The following is an 18,812-nucleotide window of genomic DNA, read 5'->3' as shown; positions in this document are numbered from 1 at the left end:
CCTATGAGAGGTAAGAAGATGAAACGACTGGTTGCTGCCGCCCTCTACATGGCCCTGAGCTTGGGCGCAATTCCCGCACATGCCGACACGTCCGCCGCCGCCGCCTTGCGCGATGGGGATATGCGCAAGTTAATCTTTCACGGCACCCCCGAGGCTGTGTCCAAGGTCGCCTTTGATCTGGCCGATGATGCAGGGCAGATCACGCTGGAAGAGTTTCAGGGGAAATACATACTGGTGAACTTCTGGGCGACGTGGTGTGCGCCGTGCCGGCACGAGATGCCAATGCTGTCTGAGTTGCAGACCGAGTTTGGCGGTGATGACTTTGAAGTCGTGACCATCGCCACCGGGCGCAACTCACCTGCCGGGATCGTCAAATTCTTTAAAGACACGGGCATCGACAACCTGCCCCGCCATCAGGATCCCAAACAAAAACTGGCGGCACAAATGGGTGTCTTCGGGCTTCCCATCACAGTGCTGATTGATCGCGAGGGGCGCGAAATTGCCCGGCTGCGCGGGGATGCGGACTGGTCATCTGACAGCGCCAAGGCGATCATCGCGGAACTGATCGGTGCTGGCAGCTAAAGCCGCGCCTCCCTAACAAAGAACCGTTCTTCATGTTGGAGAACGGACCAAAAAATTTGAATAAGCTGCCGTCGCTTAGGCTCTGGTCTCATAAAACATCCAGAAGCGGTCGTTCTACATATTGCAAGCGAACGACGACTGTGCGGGGCGAAGCGGACCCTTGCTTTTCCTAGTTGAAGATCCACCGCACATCACTTCAAAGCGGCGAGTCTGGACTTATCGGGGCACGGTAAGAATACCATCAACGTGCGAGTGCGAACTGAGTTGGAGCCAGCGACTTACTGTTTTTGTCAATCGACTGTCACCGCTCATGAAAAACCGACCATCCACGCACTCACGCTCCAAATTCAACCTGCCGAGGTAAATCCCTGTAAGAATTGGAACTTCCGTCTCAACAAACAGATCAACGTCGAAACCCGGATCATGGACACAAACCTCCACCGGTTCACCGGGTTTAGTGATCATCCAGAACGTTGACAACGGAGGCTTGGCGTCTGGGAAATTGAACCGAAGGACATTTCTGCGTTTGGGCAACTTGTCGACAATAATTTTGCGGCGGAGATTCCACATCAATACATCTGCATCTCGCTCTTCGAGCGCAATTTCCGCCTCTATGTGACGCTGAGCCCACCGCGCCATTGACTGAAGGATAGGGTCAAGCTCCACGGCCTTTTCTGTTCGGATGTAGTCAATCGTGCCCGTTGCCGGGTCCTCAAATCTTTCGAGCAATCCGTTTTCCTGCATTTCTTTCAGGCGTTTCGTCAGAAGCGTTGGCGATATTCCGGGTAGCCCTCTGCGAATCTCGTTGAACCTTGTCGACCCCTCCCAAAGCTCACCAAGAATTTGGATCGTCCAACGCGGCATCAGAACTTCGCTTGCCTTGGACGTCGGGCAATAAAGGCCAAAGGGTTTTGATGTCATTGTATCCTCCACTCCCAAAACTAAACCGTCCGAAAACTTCGATCCAGTACACAAACTGTACCGGACCTGCTCCATTCCTGACACTAGCGGGGAGTGTACGGAACCGGCGAAGCTGACGTCAGAAGCTGCAAGCAGCCGTCGCAAAGGAGATCGACATGACAATTGCCAACGAACATTTAGGCGTCACAAAATTCCAGCCATTCACCCGCTTCATCATCGCGGTCAAAAGGATTGTGCGACACTTGATCGACAAACGACATGAACACCTAACCAAAACCGCTATTCAACGAATTCCTGAAAAGTTCAGAGTTGACTTGGGTCTGAACGATGGTGGTTCGAGCGAGGCAGGATCAAGCATACGTCGCGTGAAGCCTCTCCGTACAGTAAACTAAACTGCGTCGATGCGACGGTAGGGGTCGTAGCAAGACTTCTTGGTGGGCACTAATCTTCGATTTTGAGATCTGGGGGGCTTTGGCTTTGCTGTTTTATTAAAAGCCGCTTTGTCGCAACGCATCAGCCTTTGGCTTCATAGGTCCAGGGCCTAGGCCGCATGGCGCAGGATTGCGGCTTCGCTGGTGCTGAGATTGCGGCGGGCGTAGGTGCCATAGACGTGTGGGTCAAATTCAAGGTCCGGCAAGCGCCCAAGCAGGCGCGTGCGATCGTCCTGATCCAGCGTGGAAAGCGCCGTATTGGCCGGGTGGAAGCTTTCTGTTTCGATCCCGTTGGCCCGTAGCACTTCATGGCGGGGCAACAACAGATGCACATAGGTCACCTCGGACACAGTCAGATCGACGCTGATCGTGGTGCCGTTGATCAAATCCTTGGCCGCGACCAGCACCTCATCTGTGTTGAACAAATCGCGCGCGACCGCGCCTTCGACCAACATCCGATGCTCGGGCGAGACCAACAATTCCTGATCCGGACGCTCCACCCCAAGGGCGCCGGTTGCAATCCGAACCGGGCGCAGACGCGGCATGGCAAATAGACGCGCGCCCGTCATGCGACGGCTGCCGATCCACTGCACGTCTTGCGGGCCGTTGTCTTTGGTCGATACCCGATCACCCTCGCGCAAATCCTCGATCAGGCGGGGCCCATCAGGTGTGTCGATCCATGTGCCCGGCGTAAAGCAGATCACACCACCGGCCCCGGCCCCCATTCCATCACCCGGAGACGTGTTCAGGGTGTGATGCACAACCCAAAGGTCTGTTTCGCGCGGGGGGATGTCATCGACAAACATGAGCAAGGGCGGCTTGTGCGGGCCGATGTCAATCAGGGTCACGGTATAGCTTTTGCCGCCATCCGTGACGACAAAGCTGTTATCCGAGATCAACGGGTCATCGGTGTGCTCCGCGCTTAGCGGCGCATCTTCCAGAGCGGCCCCCACAAGACGGCGCACCATCCGCGCTGCCCGCTTGCGCAGCGCTTCATTTCCTTCCGCCCTGTCCAGACGCAACACGTCATGGGGTCCGTCAACGCGCACGGCGTCTCCGCGCCATGCCCAAGCTGCACCCACCGAAAGGGACGGCAGTGGTGCGGCATCAAGACCATCTACTTCTGTTTGCGACCAGGAAATGACGAACGTGCCTCGAAAGCCCGTATTCATACCTGTACTGCCTGCTCTGTTATTTTTATTTTCTTGCCACCAAAGAATCGGCTTTTCAGAGGAATGTCAAAATTCGTGACGGATTCCAGCGGCTTGGGCTGCGAAATTTAGCCAAGTTTCCAAAAGGTGTGGCAAAAGTGTTATAGGTTGCGTCCTAAAACCTCAGCTTTGCCCGCAGTGATCCCACGAACTGGCCGCCGTCCTGACCTTCGAATTCTTCGCCCAGATAGGTCACGCCAAAAAACGTGCTCAGCCCAGTTTCGCTGCGCCAGTGCACACCAGCCCGCAGCCGTTCGCGTGTCTTATCGAGGCTGACAGGATCGTTGTCGGGCAGAAATTCACTGTCCAGAACATGCGCGATATCCGCGCCAAGAACGTAGCTGAACCCAGTCCATTCCGTCTCTATGGCGCGGTAACGTTGCCCCGTAACGTTGTCGCGCACCAAGAGCGCGCCGCGACCAAAGTCGCCAAATGTCAGGTCAAGCCCCACCCGCGCAAGTGTCTCGTTGCCGGCGCGCGCTTCGACAAAGGGGCGCAGCGTCGTGTCTGCGCCAAGGGAAAAGTTATGCCCGACTTCGACCACTGCCGTGGGGTTCACTGCATTCCCAATCTGAGCATCGCGCACCGCATCAGACGGCCGGGGCATACTTAGAAAGTCATGCACCGCATCCTGAAAGCTATCCAGCCCGGTCTGCGGGCCGACAAACACCAGATCGCCGCCCATCGCATATTCTGTCATCCCGCGCTGGAAATGGGTGTGGAGCCCGACCGAAAGCGCGCCTGCATAGCGCCGGTCACTGTCGGACACGTCGCGCAGATCTTCTGGTGTGATGATCTCGGCGCCCAGTCGCAATTCAAGGAGCTGCCCAAAACCTCCGGGCGCCGTTCCGGCCCATGCCGGACCCCAGATGCGCGAGGATTGAAACCCGCCAGTACGCCAGCGGTCACGCCGGCCGTCGATCACGTCATTGTTGAGCAAAATGCCATAGCCCAAACGCTTGCGCTCTTGCGCGTCGACCGCTGGGGCCACAAAGGCAGACGCTATCAGCGCCGCCGTAATCCATCGAAACATAAAGCCGTCCTGAACCTATGCGCTCCCCCAAGCCCCTCCTTAATACCTAGGCGTGTACTCGCCGCCAAGTACTTACGTGTATTAGTCAGCCTAAATACACGCTGTGCGTGATTTTTTAACCTCAGTCGAAATCAGAAAGCGGGGGAAAACCCGATCTTACCCGCATTTCGAAAATCCGCAGGAGGCGCAGGTCATGCACCCTTCGACCATGCGCAGCTCGTAAGACCCGCAGGACGAACACGCTTTGCCGCGCGGTGTGCCCAGTTGAGCCATGTCGGCTTTGGGATCAGCCTTTAGCCCCATCCCCTCGCCTTCGATAAATCCGATGGCGACCATGTGCTGTTCGATCACACCCCCGATAGCCGCAAGAATTGAAGGAATGTACTTGCCCCCCATCCACGCACCGCCGCGCGGATCAAATACGGCTTTGAGTTCCTCGACCACAAACGACACATCGCCCCCCCGCCGGAACACGGCAGAGATCATCCGGGTCAGCGCGACCGTCCATGCAAAATGCTCCATGTTCTTGGAGTTGATGAACACTTCGAACGGGCGGCGATGCCCACCAATGACGATATCGTTGATGGTGATATACAGCGCGTGCTCACTGTCGGGCCACTTGACCTTGTACGTGTTCCCTTCGAGTTCGGCAGGCCGGTCGAGGGGTTCGGACATATAGATCACGTCGCCATGGGGTTGCATCGGCTCTTCGTCGCTCGTGGTGATCACCTCCCGATCGACAGGTTTCTCCTCGGCCACCGTCAACACAGACCCTGTCACGGCGTTGGGCCGATAGGTTGTGCATCCTTTGCACCCTGTATCCCATGCTTGCATGTAGACATCTTTGAATGCGTCAAAGCTGATGTCTTCGGGGCAATTGATGGTCTTCGAAATGCTCGAATCCACCCACTTTTGCGCTGCCGCCTGCATTTTCACGTGATCGGCCGGCGCCAGCGTTTGGGCGTTGACGAAGTAATCGGGCAACTCCACGTCACCCTTCAACTCGCGCCACATCTGCACGGCGTAGTCCACAACCTCTTCTTCTGTGCGGCTTCCGTCTTTTTGCAGCACCTTGCGGGTGTAGGCATAGGCAAACACAGGCTCGATCCCGGAACTGACATTCCCGGCATAAAGCGAAATAGTGCCCGTCGGTGCGATGGACGTGAGCAACGCGTTGCGGATGCCATGTTTGGCCACGGCTGCGCGCACGTCGTCGTCCATGGCCTGCATCGTCCCAGAGGCAAGGTAGCCATCCACGTCAAACAGTGGAAACGCGCCCTTCTCCTTTGCCAACTGCACAGAGCCCAGGTACGCGGCGCGGGCGATCGCTTTCAACCAGCTTTCGGTCTGACGCGCCGCCTCGTCGGATCCATAACGCAAGCCCACCATCAGCAGCGCATCCGCCAGCCCGGTAACCCCAAGACCGATCCGGCGCTTGGCTGCGGCCTCGCGGGCCTGGGCCTCTAGCGGGAATTTCGATGCATCCACCACGTTGTCCATCATCCGCACGGCAGTGCCGACCAATTCGGTCAGTTGACCCTCGTCCAAGGCAGCCGCATCCCCGAACGGATCAGACACCAGCCGGGCAAGGTTGATCGAGCCGAGCAAGCACGCACCATATGGCGGCAGGGGTTGCTCACCGCACGGGTTGGTGGCGGCAATCGTTTCGCAGTAGTTCAGATTGTTGGCCGCATTGATCCGATCAATAAAGATCACGCCGGGTTCAGCGTAATCATAGGTCGCCTGCATGATCCCGTTCCACAGATCACGCGCCTGCACGGTGCGATAAACGTGGCCGTCGAATTTCAGATCCCATGGGCCATCAGCTTTCACCGCCTCCATGAAGTCATCCGTCACCAGCACCGACACGTTGAACATCCGCAGTCGCGCGGCATCGGATTTGGCGGTGATGAAATCCTCGATATCAGGATGATCGCATCGCATCGTGGCCATCATCGCGCCGCGACGCGAACCTGCGGACATGATCGTGCGGCACATCGCGTCCCAAACATCCATAAAAGACAATGGACCCGAGGCATCCGCCGCCACGCCCTTTACCCCTGCCCCTTTGGGCCGGATGGTCGAGAAATCATAGCCGATCCCGCCGCCCTGCTGCATGGTCAGTGCTGCCTCTTTCAGCATCTCGAAAATACCGCCCATGCTGTCGGGGATCGTGCCCATGACAAAGCAGTTGAACAAGGTGACCGAGCGCGCTGTGCCCGCACCCGCGGTAATGCGACCAGCGGGCAGGAATTTGAAATCTTCGAGGGCGGTGTAGAACGTGTCTTCCCACGCTTTCGGGTTGTCTTCGACGCTTGCCAGATCGCATGCGATCCGGCGCCAGCTGTCCTCAACCGTTTCGTCAATGGGCGTGCCGTCGGCCTCCTTGAAGCGATACTTCATGTCCCAGATCTGTTCGGCAATTGGCGCGGCAAAGCGTGTCATTGTGGCATCCCCTAACGAGCCGCCGATTCTGTCGGCAGCAGTGCAGACAAAGACAGTACCACAGCGGCCGCAATCCACAACAAATAGTTACCCTTGACCTTTCGAACACCAAATCTAGTGGCGCGACACCCACAACACCTTGCAGTGTACATTCCCCGTGCTACAATATTTTGTGTGGGATAGGGGCGAGTCTGTGGATAACTATATCAACCTGATCAAGCTGAGCGTGGGCACCGAGACCGTCGAAGACCTTGCTGCGTGGCAAGCGACCAAACGTGCCCAAGCGCCAGACGGTCTGCCCCGCCACGTCACCCGCATGTGGCCCAAGCGCGAGGGTGAAATCCTGAACGGAGGGTCGATATTCTGGGTGATCAAAGGCGTGCTGACTTGCCGCCAGCGCATTCTGCGGCTGGACGAGTATATCGGACAAGACGGCATCCGGCGCTGCGCCATCGTATCCGACCCCGAACTGGTGCGGGTCCAAAGCGCCCTGAAACGCCCATTCCAAGGCTGGCGCTACCTGAAACCCCAAGACGCGCCGCCAGACCTGCCCAAGGGCCGCGCCAGCGAAGAACCGTTGCCGGTGGAACTAAATCGCGCACTTGCGGAGATTGGGGTTTTGTGAGGCGTCATCGCCAGCCTGGCGGTCGAGCGTCTCACATAATCTGATTGCGGCTGCCCACCTCAAATTCGATCAAACAGCACGCTGCGATGGCGGAGTTGTTTGAACCGATTGGCGACGGACAAAGAGGGTCCATTTTACGGCCTTCGGCGCCGACTTAGGAAGGCAAACCCACCAAACGCTACCATCAGCAATGGCAATGTCGCCGGGACAGGCACCGGTGAAATGGAGGTCCCTGTTTCACGTGCGAAATTTGTCGCCACGGTATGGTTGTCGGACTCAAAGTTTCGCCCAGACAGCCTTACGGCGTCAAACGGTTGGTCCGAAAACATGTTCAGAAACACAAACGGTTCATGACGGACCTGATTGGCAAATCTATCATTCGGGTTCCCGTAGTAGTCCGCAGTGTTTGAAGTGTTGGCGTCCAGAAAATCCAGAACATCGTCTGTGTTGAAGACAAATATTCTTGCCCCATTTTTGATCAGTTCGACGCTGTTTCCGACGCTGCCAGCCGACCACCACAGACCAAAATAGCGTGCAGAAGTCTTTAGGGACAATGTGGACCCCGGATTTGACAACGAAAACAGATATTGGCTGTTATGCGCACCGCCATAGCGGTTCGCTGGTTTTACGCGGCCGGAGCTGTATGTTCCCAACTCTGACTCGAAATTGCTGAATTGGCCTGTTGGCAAACTGTCAAACGTTTCGGTGAGGAGCCCCGTCGCGCCAATCGATGCCTGATCGGCCTCCATTACGCCAGCTTTGCCAATCGTCACTGAAACGCTCGCTGACTGTGCGGCGGCAGGTACGCACAGCAGCAAAGCTGCGGCATACATTTTCAAATAGTTCATAACATTTTCCACGTTGGGCAACTCTTTCAAACACACAACTTGCATATGAGATGAACCAGTCTCAGCCATCCGCACTCCGCCGCCGCACCACTGAAGTACCCCCTGAGCAGGCACCGTTCAAACGAGCAAACGGGTACTTTTTTGTCTCTTTGGTCTAGTCCTGATCGACAGTCGGATAGGCGGCAGGTGAAGGGTCATTTCGCCAAACGCAATCTGCGGAAAGCTTTCAGAACTGGGGTTATCTCAACCCCCAAACCGCTCGGCCTGATCCTCCCAAGAGGCGAGCAGTTGCCCATGGCTAGTGAGCCACGCGCAACTGAGATGAAGATTTCGAAAAACAGTGCGCAAGGATTTCCGGTAAAGCGTGTACCGGCCACCGGTTCCATAAAGTTTGCAGCCGATGTACCAGCCGCTGAATATGAATTAACAATATGTCCGGGCCGGTCAGATCAGGCTACCTATCAGGGTCAAACACAATGATACGCCGAATTCTGAGGTCTCTCTTCGTAACGCTGATTGCATTGGCTGTCGCAGGCTTCACGGCTTGGGGCGCTGCTGCACTTAGTTTTCGCGCCCCAGGCAGTGATCTGGTGCAAATGTTGTTCAGTGCGTCTTTCGCGGGACTTGGTGCTGTCACCCTGTATTTTTGGCTAAGACACAGGCGCGTTAAACGGTTGTTGCCGCTCGTCATTGCCTCTGTCGCACTGTTGGTGTGGTGGTCTACTTTGCAGCCGCCATCTGATGGAAATTGGTCGCCCGATGTGGCCCGGCAGGTAACAGGGGAAATTGACGGAGACATCCTGACACTAAACGGCGTGCGCAATTTCGAATGGCAGGGTGACGGTAGTTTTGTCGAGAACTGGGAAACGCGAACCTACAACCTGAATGAACTGAAAAGCACGGATCTGTTTTTGTCTTATTGGGCAGGCCCTGAGATGGCACATTTCATACTGAGTTTTGGCTTTGCAGACGGCCAGTACCTGGCTTGGTCAATTGAAGTCAGGCGTCAGGTCGATGGTGGGTTTTCACCTGTCGCTGATGCCTTCAAGGAAAACCCAATCGTAATTATGGCAGCAACCGAGACAGATATCGTTGGTCTGCGCACGAACATCCGCAAGGAAGATGTCCAACTGTTCCGGCTGAATTCTGACCCAGCCGCAGCCAGAGAGTTACTGGAAGAGTATGTTCTTGATTCAAACGCCCTTGCCGCAGCCCCGCATTGGTACAATTCGATCACAACCAACTGTACAACCGTCGTCCTGAAGATGATGCGCGCAATTGGGAACGCACCTCCCTTTGACTGGCGCATCATCGTAAATGGATACCTGCCAGAATACGGGTATGAACTCGGCTCTCTGAACACTGAATACTCTATCGAGGAATTGAGAGAGCTTGGAAGTATCTCATCCAAGGGGCAGGCATTTGGCATTAGGCCCGGTTATTCAGAGGCGATACGACAGGGCGTACCTGCTCACTAAAGCAAACCTGAGCCAGTTTAGAACTAAGCGTCCCAAACGAAAGCCTGATCCTCCAAAGCGATCCACTGGCCGTCCGCGAGGAGGCAAAGACCCATGGCGCTCTCATTCCATTTTGGCTTTTTCTCGTGTCCACGGTACACTGAATGGGCATTGTAGAAGGAAATTGAGCATGACTGGGTATTCAGTTGAGGAATATGTCAGCGACATCCGCGCAATCGTCGCGGAAGAAAGCGAGACAAAGGCAATAACTGATCGGATTAAGCCACTCGCACTTAAACTCGCCTCCGATCCAAGCTGGTTCGAAGACAAGTATCGCTACACCGATCCAGATCAGGGCGTCGGGCTCCATCTGTTGAACGAAGAAGAGAACCACGACCTCGCCGTTTTTGCCATTGCCTGGGCCCCCGGGCGTGGTGTCGATGCGCACAATCACAAAACTTGGGCTGTCGTTTCAGGGATCGAAGGGCAGGAGCACGAGACAAATTACAATCGGCGTGACGATGGTTCCAAACCGGGATTCGCAGATCTCGTCGCGACAAAGGAAGAAACCCTTTATCCAGGGACCGCAGTGTGTTGCTTGCCCGACGATATCCACAGCGTCAGGAACAACGGCGACAAAGTCGCGGTATCGCTGCACACTTATGGCCGCCATTTGAACCACACAGGACGATCGACGTTTGACGTGGATGCTAAAACCGAAACGCCTTTGATCCTTAAAATCGAGGAATAAGGGCGGCGCACAAGCTGCCGCTTGGTTAGGTCAATCGATCCAAAAGAGTGCGCATATTGGCGCGTTCACCGTCATTCACGTCCGCCACCCGGGACCGCCACAGCGTAGCCTGAGACGCAAGGATCAGTCCGTCTTGCAAGATCTTCAGGTGGTTGGCCCGCAGGGTTTCTCCGCTGCTCGTTATATCGGCGATTGCCTCTGCGGTTTCGTTGGCCACAGTGCCTTCGGTCGCGCCCTGACTGTCCACCAACTGGTAATCCGCCACGCCCACCTCGCGCAGGAATTCGCGCACAAGCCTATGATATTTCGTCGCAATGCGCAGTCGGAACCCGTGGCGTTCACGAAACATTGCAGCTACAGCGTCCAGATCATCCGTCAGGTCCACATCCACCCAACCTTGCGGCACGGCCAGCACAAGATCAGCATGCCCGAACCCCATTTCGGCAATCGGTTCGACTTGTTGTTCCCAGAGCGGCAGCTTTTCGTGGATCAGGTCTGTGCCAGTCACACCCAGATGAATCCGCCCGGCGGCCAATTCACGGGGGATTTCGCCCGCAGACAACAGAACAAGTGCGACACCATCGATGCCCGCCACTTCGCCTGCATATTCGCGATCAGACCCAGTGCGCGCCAAATGCACCTCGCGACGCGCAAACCAGTCAAAGGTCTTCTCCATCAACCGCCCCTTGGAGGGCACGCCAAGCTTGATCATGCCACCTCCTCCAGCAGTGCCATCAGATCCGGGCGCAGCACTGCACCGACCGCTGGGATCGCGGCTCCTGCCCCGAGGCGTTGGGTCAGGGCGTCATAGCGCCCTCCGGTCGCGACGGCTGGCAGGTCGGGGCGCGATTCCGCGTAAAAACCAAAAACAAAGCCGTCGTAGTACTCCATCGAAGTGCGCCCATAACTGGCCTCGAATTCCAGGCTGTCTACGTCCACACCCCGTTTGGCAAGGGCTTCGGCGCGCGCAGCCACACGGGCCACTGCATCCTTGATCGCAGGCAAGTCGACCGACAGGTCATTCAGTTGCGACAGCGCATAGGGCAACGTTTCACGCACGGCCAGAAGCGCATCCAGCCCCTCCATCTCTGCATTGCTGATGGGCGGTTCGTTCGTATCCTCGATCAGCGCGGCGATGCGCGTATCTATCTCGTCCTGCGTGCGCAATCCGGTAAGAGGCGCGTCTGTGTTGACCTCGCCCGCCAACAGGACGCGTCGGCTGTCCGGCACCGAAGTGCGGCCCCCAAAGCGATCCAGCAACGCGCGAAACCGGCGGGGACGCCAGATGTGACGTCGCAGGGCAGCTTTGCGTCTTTGCGTTGTGTTCAACCCATCGACAGCGGCCATCAGAATGCCAATATCGCCAGTAGCGGCGCGCAGAGCCAGCGGCGCAACAGCCTGGGAAATCAGGGAAAAAACTTCGGCGTCTGCCGCTGCGGGGTCGCTACGCTCAAACACCTCATAGCCGACTTGCATGTATTCGCTGGCGCGGTCCGGGTCGGTTTCTTGGCGGCGAAACACCTCGCCTGCATAGGTATAGCGCGCAGGTTCTGCGCCGTGCGCCATATGCATTTGCACCACTGGCACGGTGAAATCCGGGCGCAACATCTGCTCGCCGCGCATCGCGTCGCTGGTTACGTATGCGCGGCCCCGAATATCCTCGCCATAGAGGTCCAGCAACAGGTCAGCAGGTTGGAGTACAGGTGGGTCCACCACCTGAGCGCCCGCTTGCGCGAACTGGTCACGCAAAGCTTGGGCACGGGCCCGCAGATCGCTCATACCCCAAGGATCTCGCGCACTTTGGCCAGCATCTGGCCCCGGGGCACTTCGAACTGGCTGGGGTTTTCGACCCATTCCTCATGGGTGGCGGTTTCGGCGATCTTGGCCCCAAGGATCAGGTCCTTGATCTGCACCACACCGCGCTCTTTTTCGTCCCCGCCTTCGATGATGGCGATGGGCGAATTGCGCTTGTCCGCGTATTTCAGCTGGTTGCCGAAATTCTTGGGATTGCCAAGGTAGACTTCGGCCCGGATGCCTGCGCCGCGCAGCTCCGCGACCATGGCCTGATAGTCGGCCATGCGGTCGCGGTCCATGACGGTGATAACCACGGGGCCGTGGGCTTCGGTTCCGATGCGACCCGTTGCGCGCAGGGCAGTCAACAGGCGATCCACTCCGATGGAGATACCGGTGGCAGGCACTTCCTGCCCCGTGAACCGCTTGACCAGATCATCATAACGCCCGCCGCCTGCGACGGAGCCGAACTGGACCGTCTGGCCCTTTTCGTTCTGGACGTCGAAGGTGAGTTCCGCCTCGTAGACAGGGCCGGTGTAATACCCAAGCCCGCGCACGATTGAGGGGTCGATAACGATGCGATCGGGACCGTAGCCTGCCGCGTCAAGCAGGGTGGCGATGTTTTCAAGCTCAGCAACGCCTGCTGCGCCGATGTCGGAACCGGCAACCAGTTCGCGCAACCGCACAACCGTCGCCGCCCCGGTCTCTCGTTTGGCGTCCATGAACCCCATAACGACGTCCGCTGCCGCATCGGCCAGTCCTGCACCTTTTGTGAAGTCCCCGCTGTCGTCCTTGCGCCCTTCGCCCAGCAGCGCGCGCACTCCGTTCGGCCCAAGGCGGTCCAGCTTGTCGATGGCACGCAAAACGACGCCGCGTTCCACTGCCTTGTCGTCACCAGACAGGCCCGCAACTTCCATCACGCCGTTCAATACCTTGCGGTTGTTCACCCGGATCACATAATCGCCGCGCGCAATACCAACGGCTTCAAGCGTGTCGGCAAGCATAGCGCAAATTTCGGCATCCGCGGCCATGGACGCCGTGCCCACTGTATCCGCATCACACTGATAGAACTGGCGAAACCGCCCGGGGCCCGGCTTTTCATTGCGCCAGACCGGCCCCATCGTATAGCGGCGGTAGGGGCTCGGCAGGTCATTGCGGTGTTGTGCGTACACGCGGGCCAGCGGGGCGGTCATGTCATAGCGCAGGGCCAGCCAGTCGCCGTCCTCTTCCTGCCAGGCAAACACGCCCTCATTGGGCCGGTCCACATCCGGTAGAAACTTGCCCAGCGCCTCAACGGTCTCAACCGCACTGCTTTCCAGCGCATCAAACCCGTAGCGATGATAGACCTCGGCGATCTTGGCCAACATGGCCGAACGTTCGGTCACGTCGCCGCCAAAATAGTCGGTAAAGCCCTTGGGCGTCTGAGCCTTGGGGCGCGGGGTTTTCTTGGGCTTGGCCATGGTGCCACTCCGGGTTGGGTTTGGGCGCGTCACTAGACCATGGTCTCAGGCGGGGCAAGGTCGCCGCGGGTTGCACGCCGACCTCTTTTGCCCCACATGCACCTTATGGACAGCCGCATCGACACTTTGGAAGAGCAGATTGCGCACCTCACCCGCACGGTTGAGGACCTTAGCGATATCGTTGCACGTCAGGAACGCGAGCTGGCACAGGTGACGCGACGTGCACAGATGCTGATGGCGCGCGAAGCCGAGCGCGAGGCACAAGGCGGCGGCGGTGTCGTGGTCGGGGACGAACGGCCACCGCATTACTGAGGTTTCAGCCGTGAGCCTGACGGAGATCAGCCCTTCGGGGAGGATTTTTTGTAATCAGAGAATTTGGACCTGTTCATCCGATGTTAAGGTTAATGCCCTTTGGTTGAGAGGCGCTGGGAGCAGGGATGCGAACCGGCGTAATCGGAGACGGTCCTTGGTCTTTCGGGATCAAGGGCTGGACCCGGTCCTTCTCTGATTAAGAAAAATCCCCCCCGGAGGGTCGGTTGGCCAACGCGCTCACACGTCAGGGCGTTTTAACGGCAGTCGCCAGCAGCGCCCCATCGTGCAACAGCATGTCCGCCCAGCGTGCATTTTCGCCAAAGTGCTCGTAGACGCTGATAAAGGCAGTAGACCCCGCCACCCTTGAGATGCGTGCGCCACAAGGTTTGTTGGGGCCCACATTGCACAGCTTGGCTTTCACTTTTTCGTAGGCGCGATCCGTTGTGGAATAGGGGTATTCTTCGGCTGGCAGGCCGTAGCGCAGTTGTTCGTGAAAAGCAGGGGTTCCGAAAACCGCCAAAGAAGCCGTGAACTGGCGCGCGCAGGAATCGCTGAAGCCGGTGACGTAGAACGACCGCGGTTTAGAGCTAGTGGGCGCGCTGTCATAAAGGACGTATCCCGACCTGCGTGGTTCAGAACGTTCCACCAGTTTGCCCAAGTCGCGCTTTGCCACATCGCAAACGCGCGCCACTTCACCAAAGGGCAAATTGGCACCCAGTCCTGCCTCGCGCAGCGCTAGCCCTGCGGAGGTGTTCTGCCGTGTCACGCGCCGGTCTTTTGCAGGATCGGCAGCATTTGCGCCGGGCGTCTGATTTGGAACGACGGCACTCTCATCAAGAAGGGCCACGGAGGTTGCTTGGTCTTCTATGGTCGTGCTGCGCAACCAGCTGAGCAGGCCTTTGCGACCAGACGCTGGTTCAGCTGATTGAGGTTGGGCAACCGCGACGTCTGCCGAAGCACCATCAGACCCGCCAGTGTCATCGGGTGTTGTCACAGCGTCTGCGACTGCATCGGGTTCGGGAGCTTTGCGAAAAAGCCCCGACAGGACGCTCTCTTCACGGTCCAATTCAGCCTGGGTCGGCAAGGCCGTGGCCGCGGCGATGTCCGGATTAAAGGTATCATCGGTCACACGCTCGATATCGGCAAGTGGATCACCACATGCACCAAGCATCAGTAAACATGGAACAATCAGCCGTGCGGCTCGCATGAAACGATCTCTCCCCCGCGCACAGACCTAACGCGGGACCGCGCTTTCGTCCAGTCGGGCGGGGGAATCGCGCCTAGACGTCCTGTACCTCGACCACGCCGGACAGCGATTTGATCGCGCCCTTGATCTGTGGCGTGACGGGGAATTCGGCACCCAGATCCATCTCGACCTCACCCGGCAAACTATCATCCATCAGGCAGACCGTGATGGGACCGCGCCCAGCCCCTTTGGCCGCGCGTGCGGCCCCGTCCAGCACATCTGCCACCGACGACAGGGCAGCAGGTGCGTCAACAAAGATTCGCAAGCCAAGACTGCCCACATCCGCCACAACCGTATCGATAGGAGCAACCGACCGCCCCAGCAATTTCAGCTGATCCGCCTCCATCGTCGCCTCGACCGTCACGATCACCTTTTCGCCTGCCACCAGATAATCCTGCGCTTTCTCAAGGCTGTCAGAGAACAGGGTGACTTCGTAAGCCCCGGTCGTGTCCGACATTTGGCAGAAGGCGAACCGGTTGCCGCGCGCTGATTTGCGCACCTGTAATCCGGCCACAACCCCGGCCAGTTTGGCATTCAGCGGCGCACGCTCAGCCTTGGCTGTGACTTCATCCAGTGTGACAACGCCCTTGCGTTTCAGCGCGCCCATGTAGTCATCGAGCGGATGACCAGAGAGGTAAAAACCGACGGCTTTGAACTCTTCACCCAGCCGTTCAGCAGGCAGCCAATCGTCTACCGGCATCAGGCGCGGTTCGGGCAGGTCATCCCCCGCTTCGCCGAACAGCGAGACCTGGTTTGAGTTCTTCTGATCATGGACGGCCGCGGAGTAGGCAGACAGCGCATCAAGCGCGTCGAACACACGCCGCCGGTTGGGGTCAAGCTGATCAAAAGCGCCAGCGCGTGCCAGCATTTCCAGCGGGCGCTTGCCCACCCGTTTCAAATCCACGCGGCGCGCCATGTCAAAAAGCGTGGCAAACGGTTTGTCCCCGCGCCCATCAACGACCAGCCGCATTGCCTCGACCCCGACGTTCTTGAGCGCGCCCAAACCGTAGACCAGCGCCTGATCCACCACCTTGAACGTCGCATCGCTGCGGTTCACGCAAGGCGGCACCCAAGGCAGATCCAGTGCCTTGCGCACTTCCTCGAAATACACCGCCAATTTGTCGGTCAAGTGGATATCGCAGTTCATCACCCCGGCCATGAATTCGACCGGGTGGTTCGCCTTGAGCCACGCGGTTTGATAGCTGACCACCGCATAAGCCGCCGCGTGAGATTTGTTGAAACCGTAGTTGGCGAACTTATCCAGAAGGTTCCAGACCTCGATCGCCTTGGCCTCATCCACGCCGTTTTCAGCGGCGCCTTTCAAGAACTTGGGCCGTTCGGCGTCCATCGCTTCCTGAATCTTTTTACCCATAGCGCGGCGCAGCAAGTCGGCCCCACCAAGGGAGTATCCGGCCATTTCCTGCGCGATCTGCATCACCTGTTCCTGGTAGACGATGATGCCTTGGGTCTCGTCCAGAATGTGATCGATCGTCGGATGCAGCAGATCCCGTTCGGACAGCTTGTTCTTGACCTCACAGAACTTCGGAATGTTCTCCATCGGGCCGGGCCGATACAGGGCAACAAGGGCGATGATGTCCTCAATACAGTCCGGTTTCATGCGCTTCAGCGCATCCATCATTCCCGAACTTTCCACTTGGAACACGGCGACCGTCTTGGCCGAGGCATAAAGCTTGTAGGACGCCTCGTCATCCAATGGGATGCCACCGATGTCGTTCTCCATTCCGTGCGCTGGCGTATAGAGTTCCGTGCCATCGGCGGCCACTTGGAGGGGGCGACCCGAAGCGAGGATCTGTTCAACCGCATTCTGGATTACGGTGAGCGTCTTGAGCCCCAGAAAGTCAAACTTGACGAGGCCAGCCTGTTCCACCCATTTCATGTTGAACTGGGTCGCAGGCATGTCTGAGCGCGGATCTTGATACAGAGGAACAAGCGCGTCGAGCGGACGGTCCCCGATCACAACCCCGGCAGCGTGGGTCGAGGCATTGCGCAGCAGCCCTTCGACCTGCTGACCGTATTCTAGCAGTCGAGCCACCACTTCTTCGTTGCGGGCTTCTTCGCGCAGGCGCGGCTCATCCGCCAGCGCTTTTTCAATGCTGACGGGTTTGACCCCTTCGACGGGTATCAGCTTGGACAGGCGGTCCACCTGCCCGTAGGGCATCTGCAGAACGCGCCCAATGTCGCGCACGGCTGCCTTGGACAGCAGCGCGCCAAAGGTGATGATCTGCCCCACTTTGTCGCGGCCGTATTTCTCTTGGACGTAGCGAATGACTTCCTCGCGCCGGTCCATGCAAAAGTCGATGTCGAAGTCCGGCATACTGACCCGCTCCGGGTTCAGAAACCGTTCGAACAGCAGGGCGTATCGCAGGGGGTCAAGGTCGGTCACCGTCAGCGCATAGGCAACCAATGATCCCGCACCAGACCCGCGTCCGGGGCCCACTGGAATGTTGTGGTCTTTGGCCCATTTGATGAAATCGGCAACGATCAGGAAGTAGCCGGGAAACCCCATGCCTTCGATGATATCCAGCTCAAAATCGAGACGCTTTTGGTACTCTTCGACGCTTGCGGCATGCGGGATGACCTTCAAACGTTCCACAAGCCCCGCATTGGCCTGCTTACGCAACTCTTCGACCTCGTCATCCGCGAACTTAGGCAGGATCGGGTCACGCCTGTAGGCCATGAACGCACAGCGGCGCGCGATTTCGACGGTGTTTTCGATCGCCTCTGGCAGGTCCGCAAAAAGAGTGACCATCTCAGCTTGCGATTTGAAGTAGTGTTGGGGGGTCAACCGACGACGCGGTTCCTGTTGATCCACATAGGCGCCATCAGCGATGCAGATAAGAGCATCGTGGCTTTCATACATGTCTGCCTTGGGGAAATAGACGTCATTGGTCGCAACCAATGGGATGTCGCGGGCATATGCCATCTCGACCAGTCCGCGTTCCGTCAAGACTTCGGCCTCAGGTGCGCCGCCTTCACCGGGATGGCGCTGCAATTCCACATAAATCCGGTCTCCAAAGGCCGTGCTCAGATCGTCAATCAGAGCCTCAGCCGCTGGGCGCTGACCGCTCTGCAGCAGCATACCCACAGGCCCCTCAGGCCCACCAGTCAGGCAGATCACATCGCTGGCGTGCCCAGCAAGTTCGTCCATTGTGACATAGGGCAGTTCGGACCCTTCGCGCAGATAGAGGCACGAATTCAGCTTCATCAGGTGTTCATAGCCCGCCTCGGACTGTGCCAGCAGAACAACAGGCGCGGGCGGACGGGGCCGTTCACCGGGGCGAGGTGTGACATATTGCAGATCAACCTGGCATCCGATGATCGGTTGAACGCCTGCACCGGCCATGCCAACGGAAAATTCCAGAGCCGCAAACATATTGTTGGTGTCTGTCAGCGCGATGGCGGGCATGCCTGCGGCACGCACGGTATCAGGCAGCTTTTTGAGGCGCATGGCCCCTTCCAGCAGCGAGTATTCGGAATGGGTGCGCAGGTGAATGAATCGGGGGCTGTCAGTCATGAATCGCAGACTAGGGCCAGCACGCCCCTATATCCAGTAGTGCTGCAAAGTTATGCACACCAAATCGGCCCATGCCTCACGAAACGCAAACACTCTTGCCAAGTGGCACGCACACCGCCATCCTCAACCACAATTCGCCCGCGCCCTGCCTCTACGCCGCATCG

General features: G+C 57.9%; 16 protein-coding genes. 6 read left to right on the top strand and 10 right to left on the bottom strand.

All coding sequences use genetic code 11. The features are described from left to right. The first annotated feature begins 18 nt into the window (after window positions 1-18). On the top strand, window positions 19-582 hold the full coding sequence (locus DHN60_RS05160) for a TlpA disulfide reductase family protein (RefSeq protein ID WP_108836207.1): 564 nt from the start codon (window positions 19-21) through the stop codon (window positions 580-582). 216 nt (window positions 583-798) lie between these two features. Here the strand turns inward: DHN60_RS05160 and DHN60_RS05155 are convergent, their stop codons facing one another. Beyond that, a complete protein-coding gene (locus tag DHN60_RS05155; protein WP_108836352.1) occupies window positions 799-1,503 on the bottom strand; it encodes a helix-turn-helix domain-containing protein in 705 nt (234 codons plus the stop codon). A 155-nt stretch (window positions 1,504-1,658) separates the two neighbouring features. On the opposite strand from DHN60_RS05155, the gene DHN60_RS22225 reads away from it, so the two are divergent. Next, window positions 1,659-1,895, top strand: coding sequence for a hypothetical protein (locus DHN60_RS22225; protein WP_159089122.1), 237 nt, complete (start codon window positions 1,659-1,661; stop codon window positions 1,893-1,895). A 149-nt stretch (window positions 1,896-2,044) separates the two neighbouring features. Here DHN60_RS22225 and DHN60_RS05150 read toward each other — a convergent pair whose 3' ends face one another. From DHN60_RS05150 to DHN60_RS05140, 3 genes are all read right to left on the bottom strand, one after another. Further along, the gene (locus DHN60_RS05150; protein ID WP_108836206.1) at window positions 2,045-3,106 is read right to left on the bottom strand and encodes a Hint domain-containing protein; all 1,062 of its coding nucleotides are present in this window, start codon (window positions 3,104-3,106) and stop codon (window positions 2,045-2,047) included. Window positions 3,107-3,260: 154 nt separating this feature from the next. Next, window positions 3,261-4,178, bottom strand: a complete 918-nt coding sequence (locus DHN60_RS05145) for a lipid A-modifier LpxR family protein (protein WP_108836205.1) — start codon at window positions 4,176-4,178, stop codon at window positions 3,261-3,263. A 156-nt stretch (window positions 4,179-4,334) separates the two neighbouring features. Continuing rightward, complete coding sequence (locus DHN60_RS05140; protein ID WP_108836204.1) at window positions 4,335-6,623, bottom strand: adenosylcobalamin-dependent ribonucleoside-diphosphate reductase; 2,289 nt, start codon at window positions 6,621-6,623, stop codon at window positions 4,335-4,337. 193 nt (window positions 6,624-6,816) lie between these two features. On the opposite strand from DHN60_RS05140, the gene DHN60_RS05135 reads away from it, so the two are divergent. Continuing rightward, the gene (locus DHN60_RS05135; RefSeq protein WP_108836203.1) at window positions 6,817-7,248 is read left to right on the top strand and encodes a DUF1489 family protein; all 432 of its coding nucleotides are present in this window, start codon (window positions 6,817-6,819) and stop codon (window positions 7,246-7,248) included. 134 nt (window positions 7,249-7,382) lie between these two features. Here the strand turns inward: DHN60_RS05135 and DHN60_RS05130 are convergent, their stop codons facing one another. Next, window positions 7,383-8,096 carry a VPLPA-CTERM sorting domain-containing protein gene (locus DHN60_RS05130; RefSeq protein WP_159089121.1) on the bottom strand — a complete coding sequence of 238 codons (714 nt, stop codon included), beginning with the start codon at window positions 8,094-8,096 and terminating at the stop codon, window positions 7,383-7,385. A 476-nt stretch (window positions 8,097-8,572) separates the two neighbouring features. Here DHN60_RS05130 and DHN60_RS05125 point away from each other — a divergent pair, with 476 nt between their 5' ends. Beyond that, window positions 8,573-9,574, top strand: a complete 1,002-nt coding sequence (locus DHN60_RS05125) for a DUF4105 domain-containing protein (RefSeq protein ID WP_108836201.1) — start codon at window positions 8,573-8,575, stop codon at window positions 9,572-9,574. Between the two features lie 169 nt (window positions 9,575-9,743). Then, window positions 9,744-10,304 carry a cysteine dioxygenase family protein gene (locus DHN60_RS05120; protein WP_108836200.1) on the top strand — a complete coding sequence of 187 codons (561 nt, stop codon included), beginning with the start codon at window positions 9,744-9,746 and terminating at the stop codon, window positions 10,302-10,304. Between the two features lie 25 nt (window positions 10,305-10,329). On the opposite strand, the gene hisG is transcribed toward DHN60_RS05120, so the two are convergent. From hisG to hisS, 3 genes are read right to left on the bottom strand one after another with little or no spacing between them, the layout of a single operon-like run. Continuing rightward, window positions 10,330-11,016 carry an ATP phosphoribosyltransferase gene (gene hisG, locus DHN60_RS05115; RefSeq protein ID WP_108836199.1) on the bottom strand — a complete coding sequence of 229 codons (687 nt, stop codon included), beginning with the start codon at window positions 11,014-11,016 and terminating at the stop codon, window positions 10,330-10,332. Then, window positions 11,013-12,083: an ATP phosphoribosyltransferase regulatory subunit gene (locus tag DHN60_RS05110; RefSeq protein ID WP_108836198.1), complete on the bottom strand. Its 1,071-nt coding sequence runs from the start codon at window positions 12,081-12,083 to the stop codon at window positions 11,013-11,015. Before DHN60_RS05110 ends, hisG begins: the two co-directional genes overlap by 4 nt. After that, window positions 12,080-13,555: a histidine--tRNA ligase gene (hisS, locus tag DHN60_RS05105; protein WP_108836197.1), complete on the bottom strand. Its 1,476-nt coding sequence runs from the start codon at window positions 13,553-13,555 to the stop codon at window positions 12,080-12,082. The genes DHN60_RS05110 and hisS overlap by 4 nt, the downstream gene beginning before the upstream one ends. 117 nt (window positions 13,556-13,672) lie before the next feature. Between hisS and DHN60_RS05100 the strand changes: the two genes are divergently transcribed. Next, complete coding sequence (locus tag DHN60_RS05100) at window positions 13,673-13,867, top strand: SlyX family protein (RefSeq protein ID WP_108836351.1); 195 nt, start codon at window positions 13,673-13,675, stop codon at window positions 13,865-13,867. A gap of 244 nt (window positions 13,868-14,111) precedes the next feature. Here the strand turns inward: DHN60_RS05100 and DHN60_RS05095 are convergent, their stop codons facing one another. Beyond that, window positions 14,112-15,038, bottom strand: a complete 927-nt coding sequence (locus tag DHN60_RS05095) for a hypothetical protein (protein WP_108836196.1) — start codon at window positions 15,036-15,038, stop codon at window positions 14,112-14,114. A gap of 109 nt (window positions 15,039-15,147) precedes the next feature. Continuing rightward, window positions 15,148-18,648 (bottom strand): DNA polymerase III subunit alpha, encoded by a 3,501-nt coding sequence (gene dnaE, locus DHN60_RS05090; protein WP_108836195.1) that lies wholly within the window; start codon window positions 18,646-18,648, stop codon window positions 15,148-15,150. Window positions 18,649-18,812: the final 164 nt, after the last annotated feature.

The sequence above is a fragment of the Tateyamaria sp. Alg231-49 genome (assembly GCF_900143535.1).
GTDB lineage: Bacteria > Pseudomonadota > Alphaproteobacteria > Rhodobacterales > Rhodobacteraceae > Tateyamaria.
This window is presented reverse-complemented; position numbering and strand designations above follow the sequence as displayed.

Coding starts and splice junctions, on each gene's coding strand:
- DHN60_RS05160 (WP_108836207.1), top strand. CDS start 19: ATGAAACGACTGGTTGCTGCCGCCCTCTACATGGCCCTGAGCTTGGGC.
- DHN60_RS05155 (WP_108836352.1), bottom strand. CDS start 1,503: ATGACATCAAAACCCTTTGGCCTTTATTGCCCGACGTCCAAGGCAAGC.
- DHN60_RS22225 (WP_159089122.1), top strand. CDS start 1,659: ATGACAATTGCCAACGAACATTTAGGCGTCACAAAATTCCAGCCATTC.
- DHN60_RS05150 (WP_108836206.1), bottom strand. CDS start 3,106: ATGAATACGGGCTTTCGAGGCACGTTCGTCATTTCCTGGTCGCAAACA.
- DHN60_RS05145 (WP_108836205.1), bottom strand. CDS start 4,178: ATGTTTCGATGGATTACGGCGGCGCTGATAGCGTCTGCCTTTGTGGCC.
- DHN60_RS05140 (WP_108836204.1), bottom strand. CDS start 6,623: ATGACACGCTTTGCCGCGCCAATTGCCGAACAGATCTGGGACATGAAG.
- DHN60_RS05130 (WP_159089121.1), bottom strand. CDS start 8,096: ATGAACTATTTGAAAATGTATGCCGCAGCTTTGCTGCTGTGCGTACCT.
- DHN60_RS05125 (WP_108836201.1), top strand. CDS start 8,573: ATGATACGCCGAATTCTGAGGTCTCTCTTCGTAACGCTGATTGCATTG.
- DHN60_RS05120 (WP_108836200.1), top strand. CDS start 9,744: ATGACTGGGTATTCAGTTGAGGAATATGTCAGCGACATCCGCGCAATC.
- hisG (WP_108836199.1), bottom strand. CDS start 11,016: ATGATCAAGCTTGGCGTGCCCTCCAAGGGGCGGTTGATGGAGAAGACC.
- DHN60_RS05110 (WP_108836198.1), bottom strand. CDS start 12,083: ATGAGCGATCTGCGGGCCCGTGCCCAAGCTTTGCGTGACCAGTTCGCG.
- hisS (WP_108836197.1), bottom strand. CDS start 13,555: ATGGCCAAGCCCAAGAAAACCCCGCGCCCCAAGGCTCAGACGCCCAAG.
- DHN60_RS05095 (WP_108836196.1), bottom strand. CDS start 15,038: ATGCTTGGTGCATGTGGTGATCCACTTGCCGATATCGAGCGTGTGACC.
- dnaE (WP_108836195.1), bottom strand. CDS start 18,648: ATGACTGACAGCCCCCGATTCATTCACCTGCGCACCCATTCCGAATAC.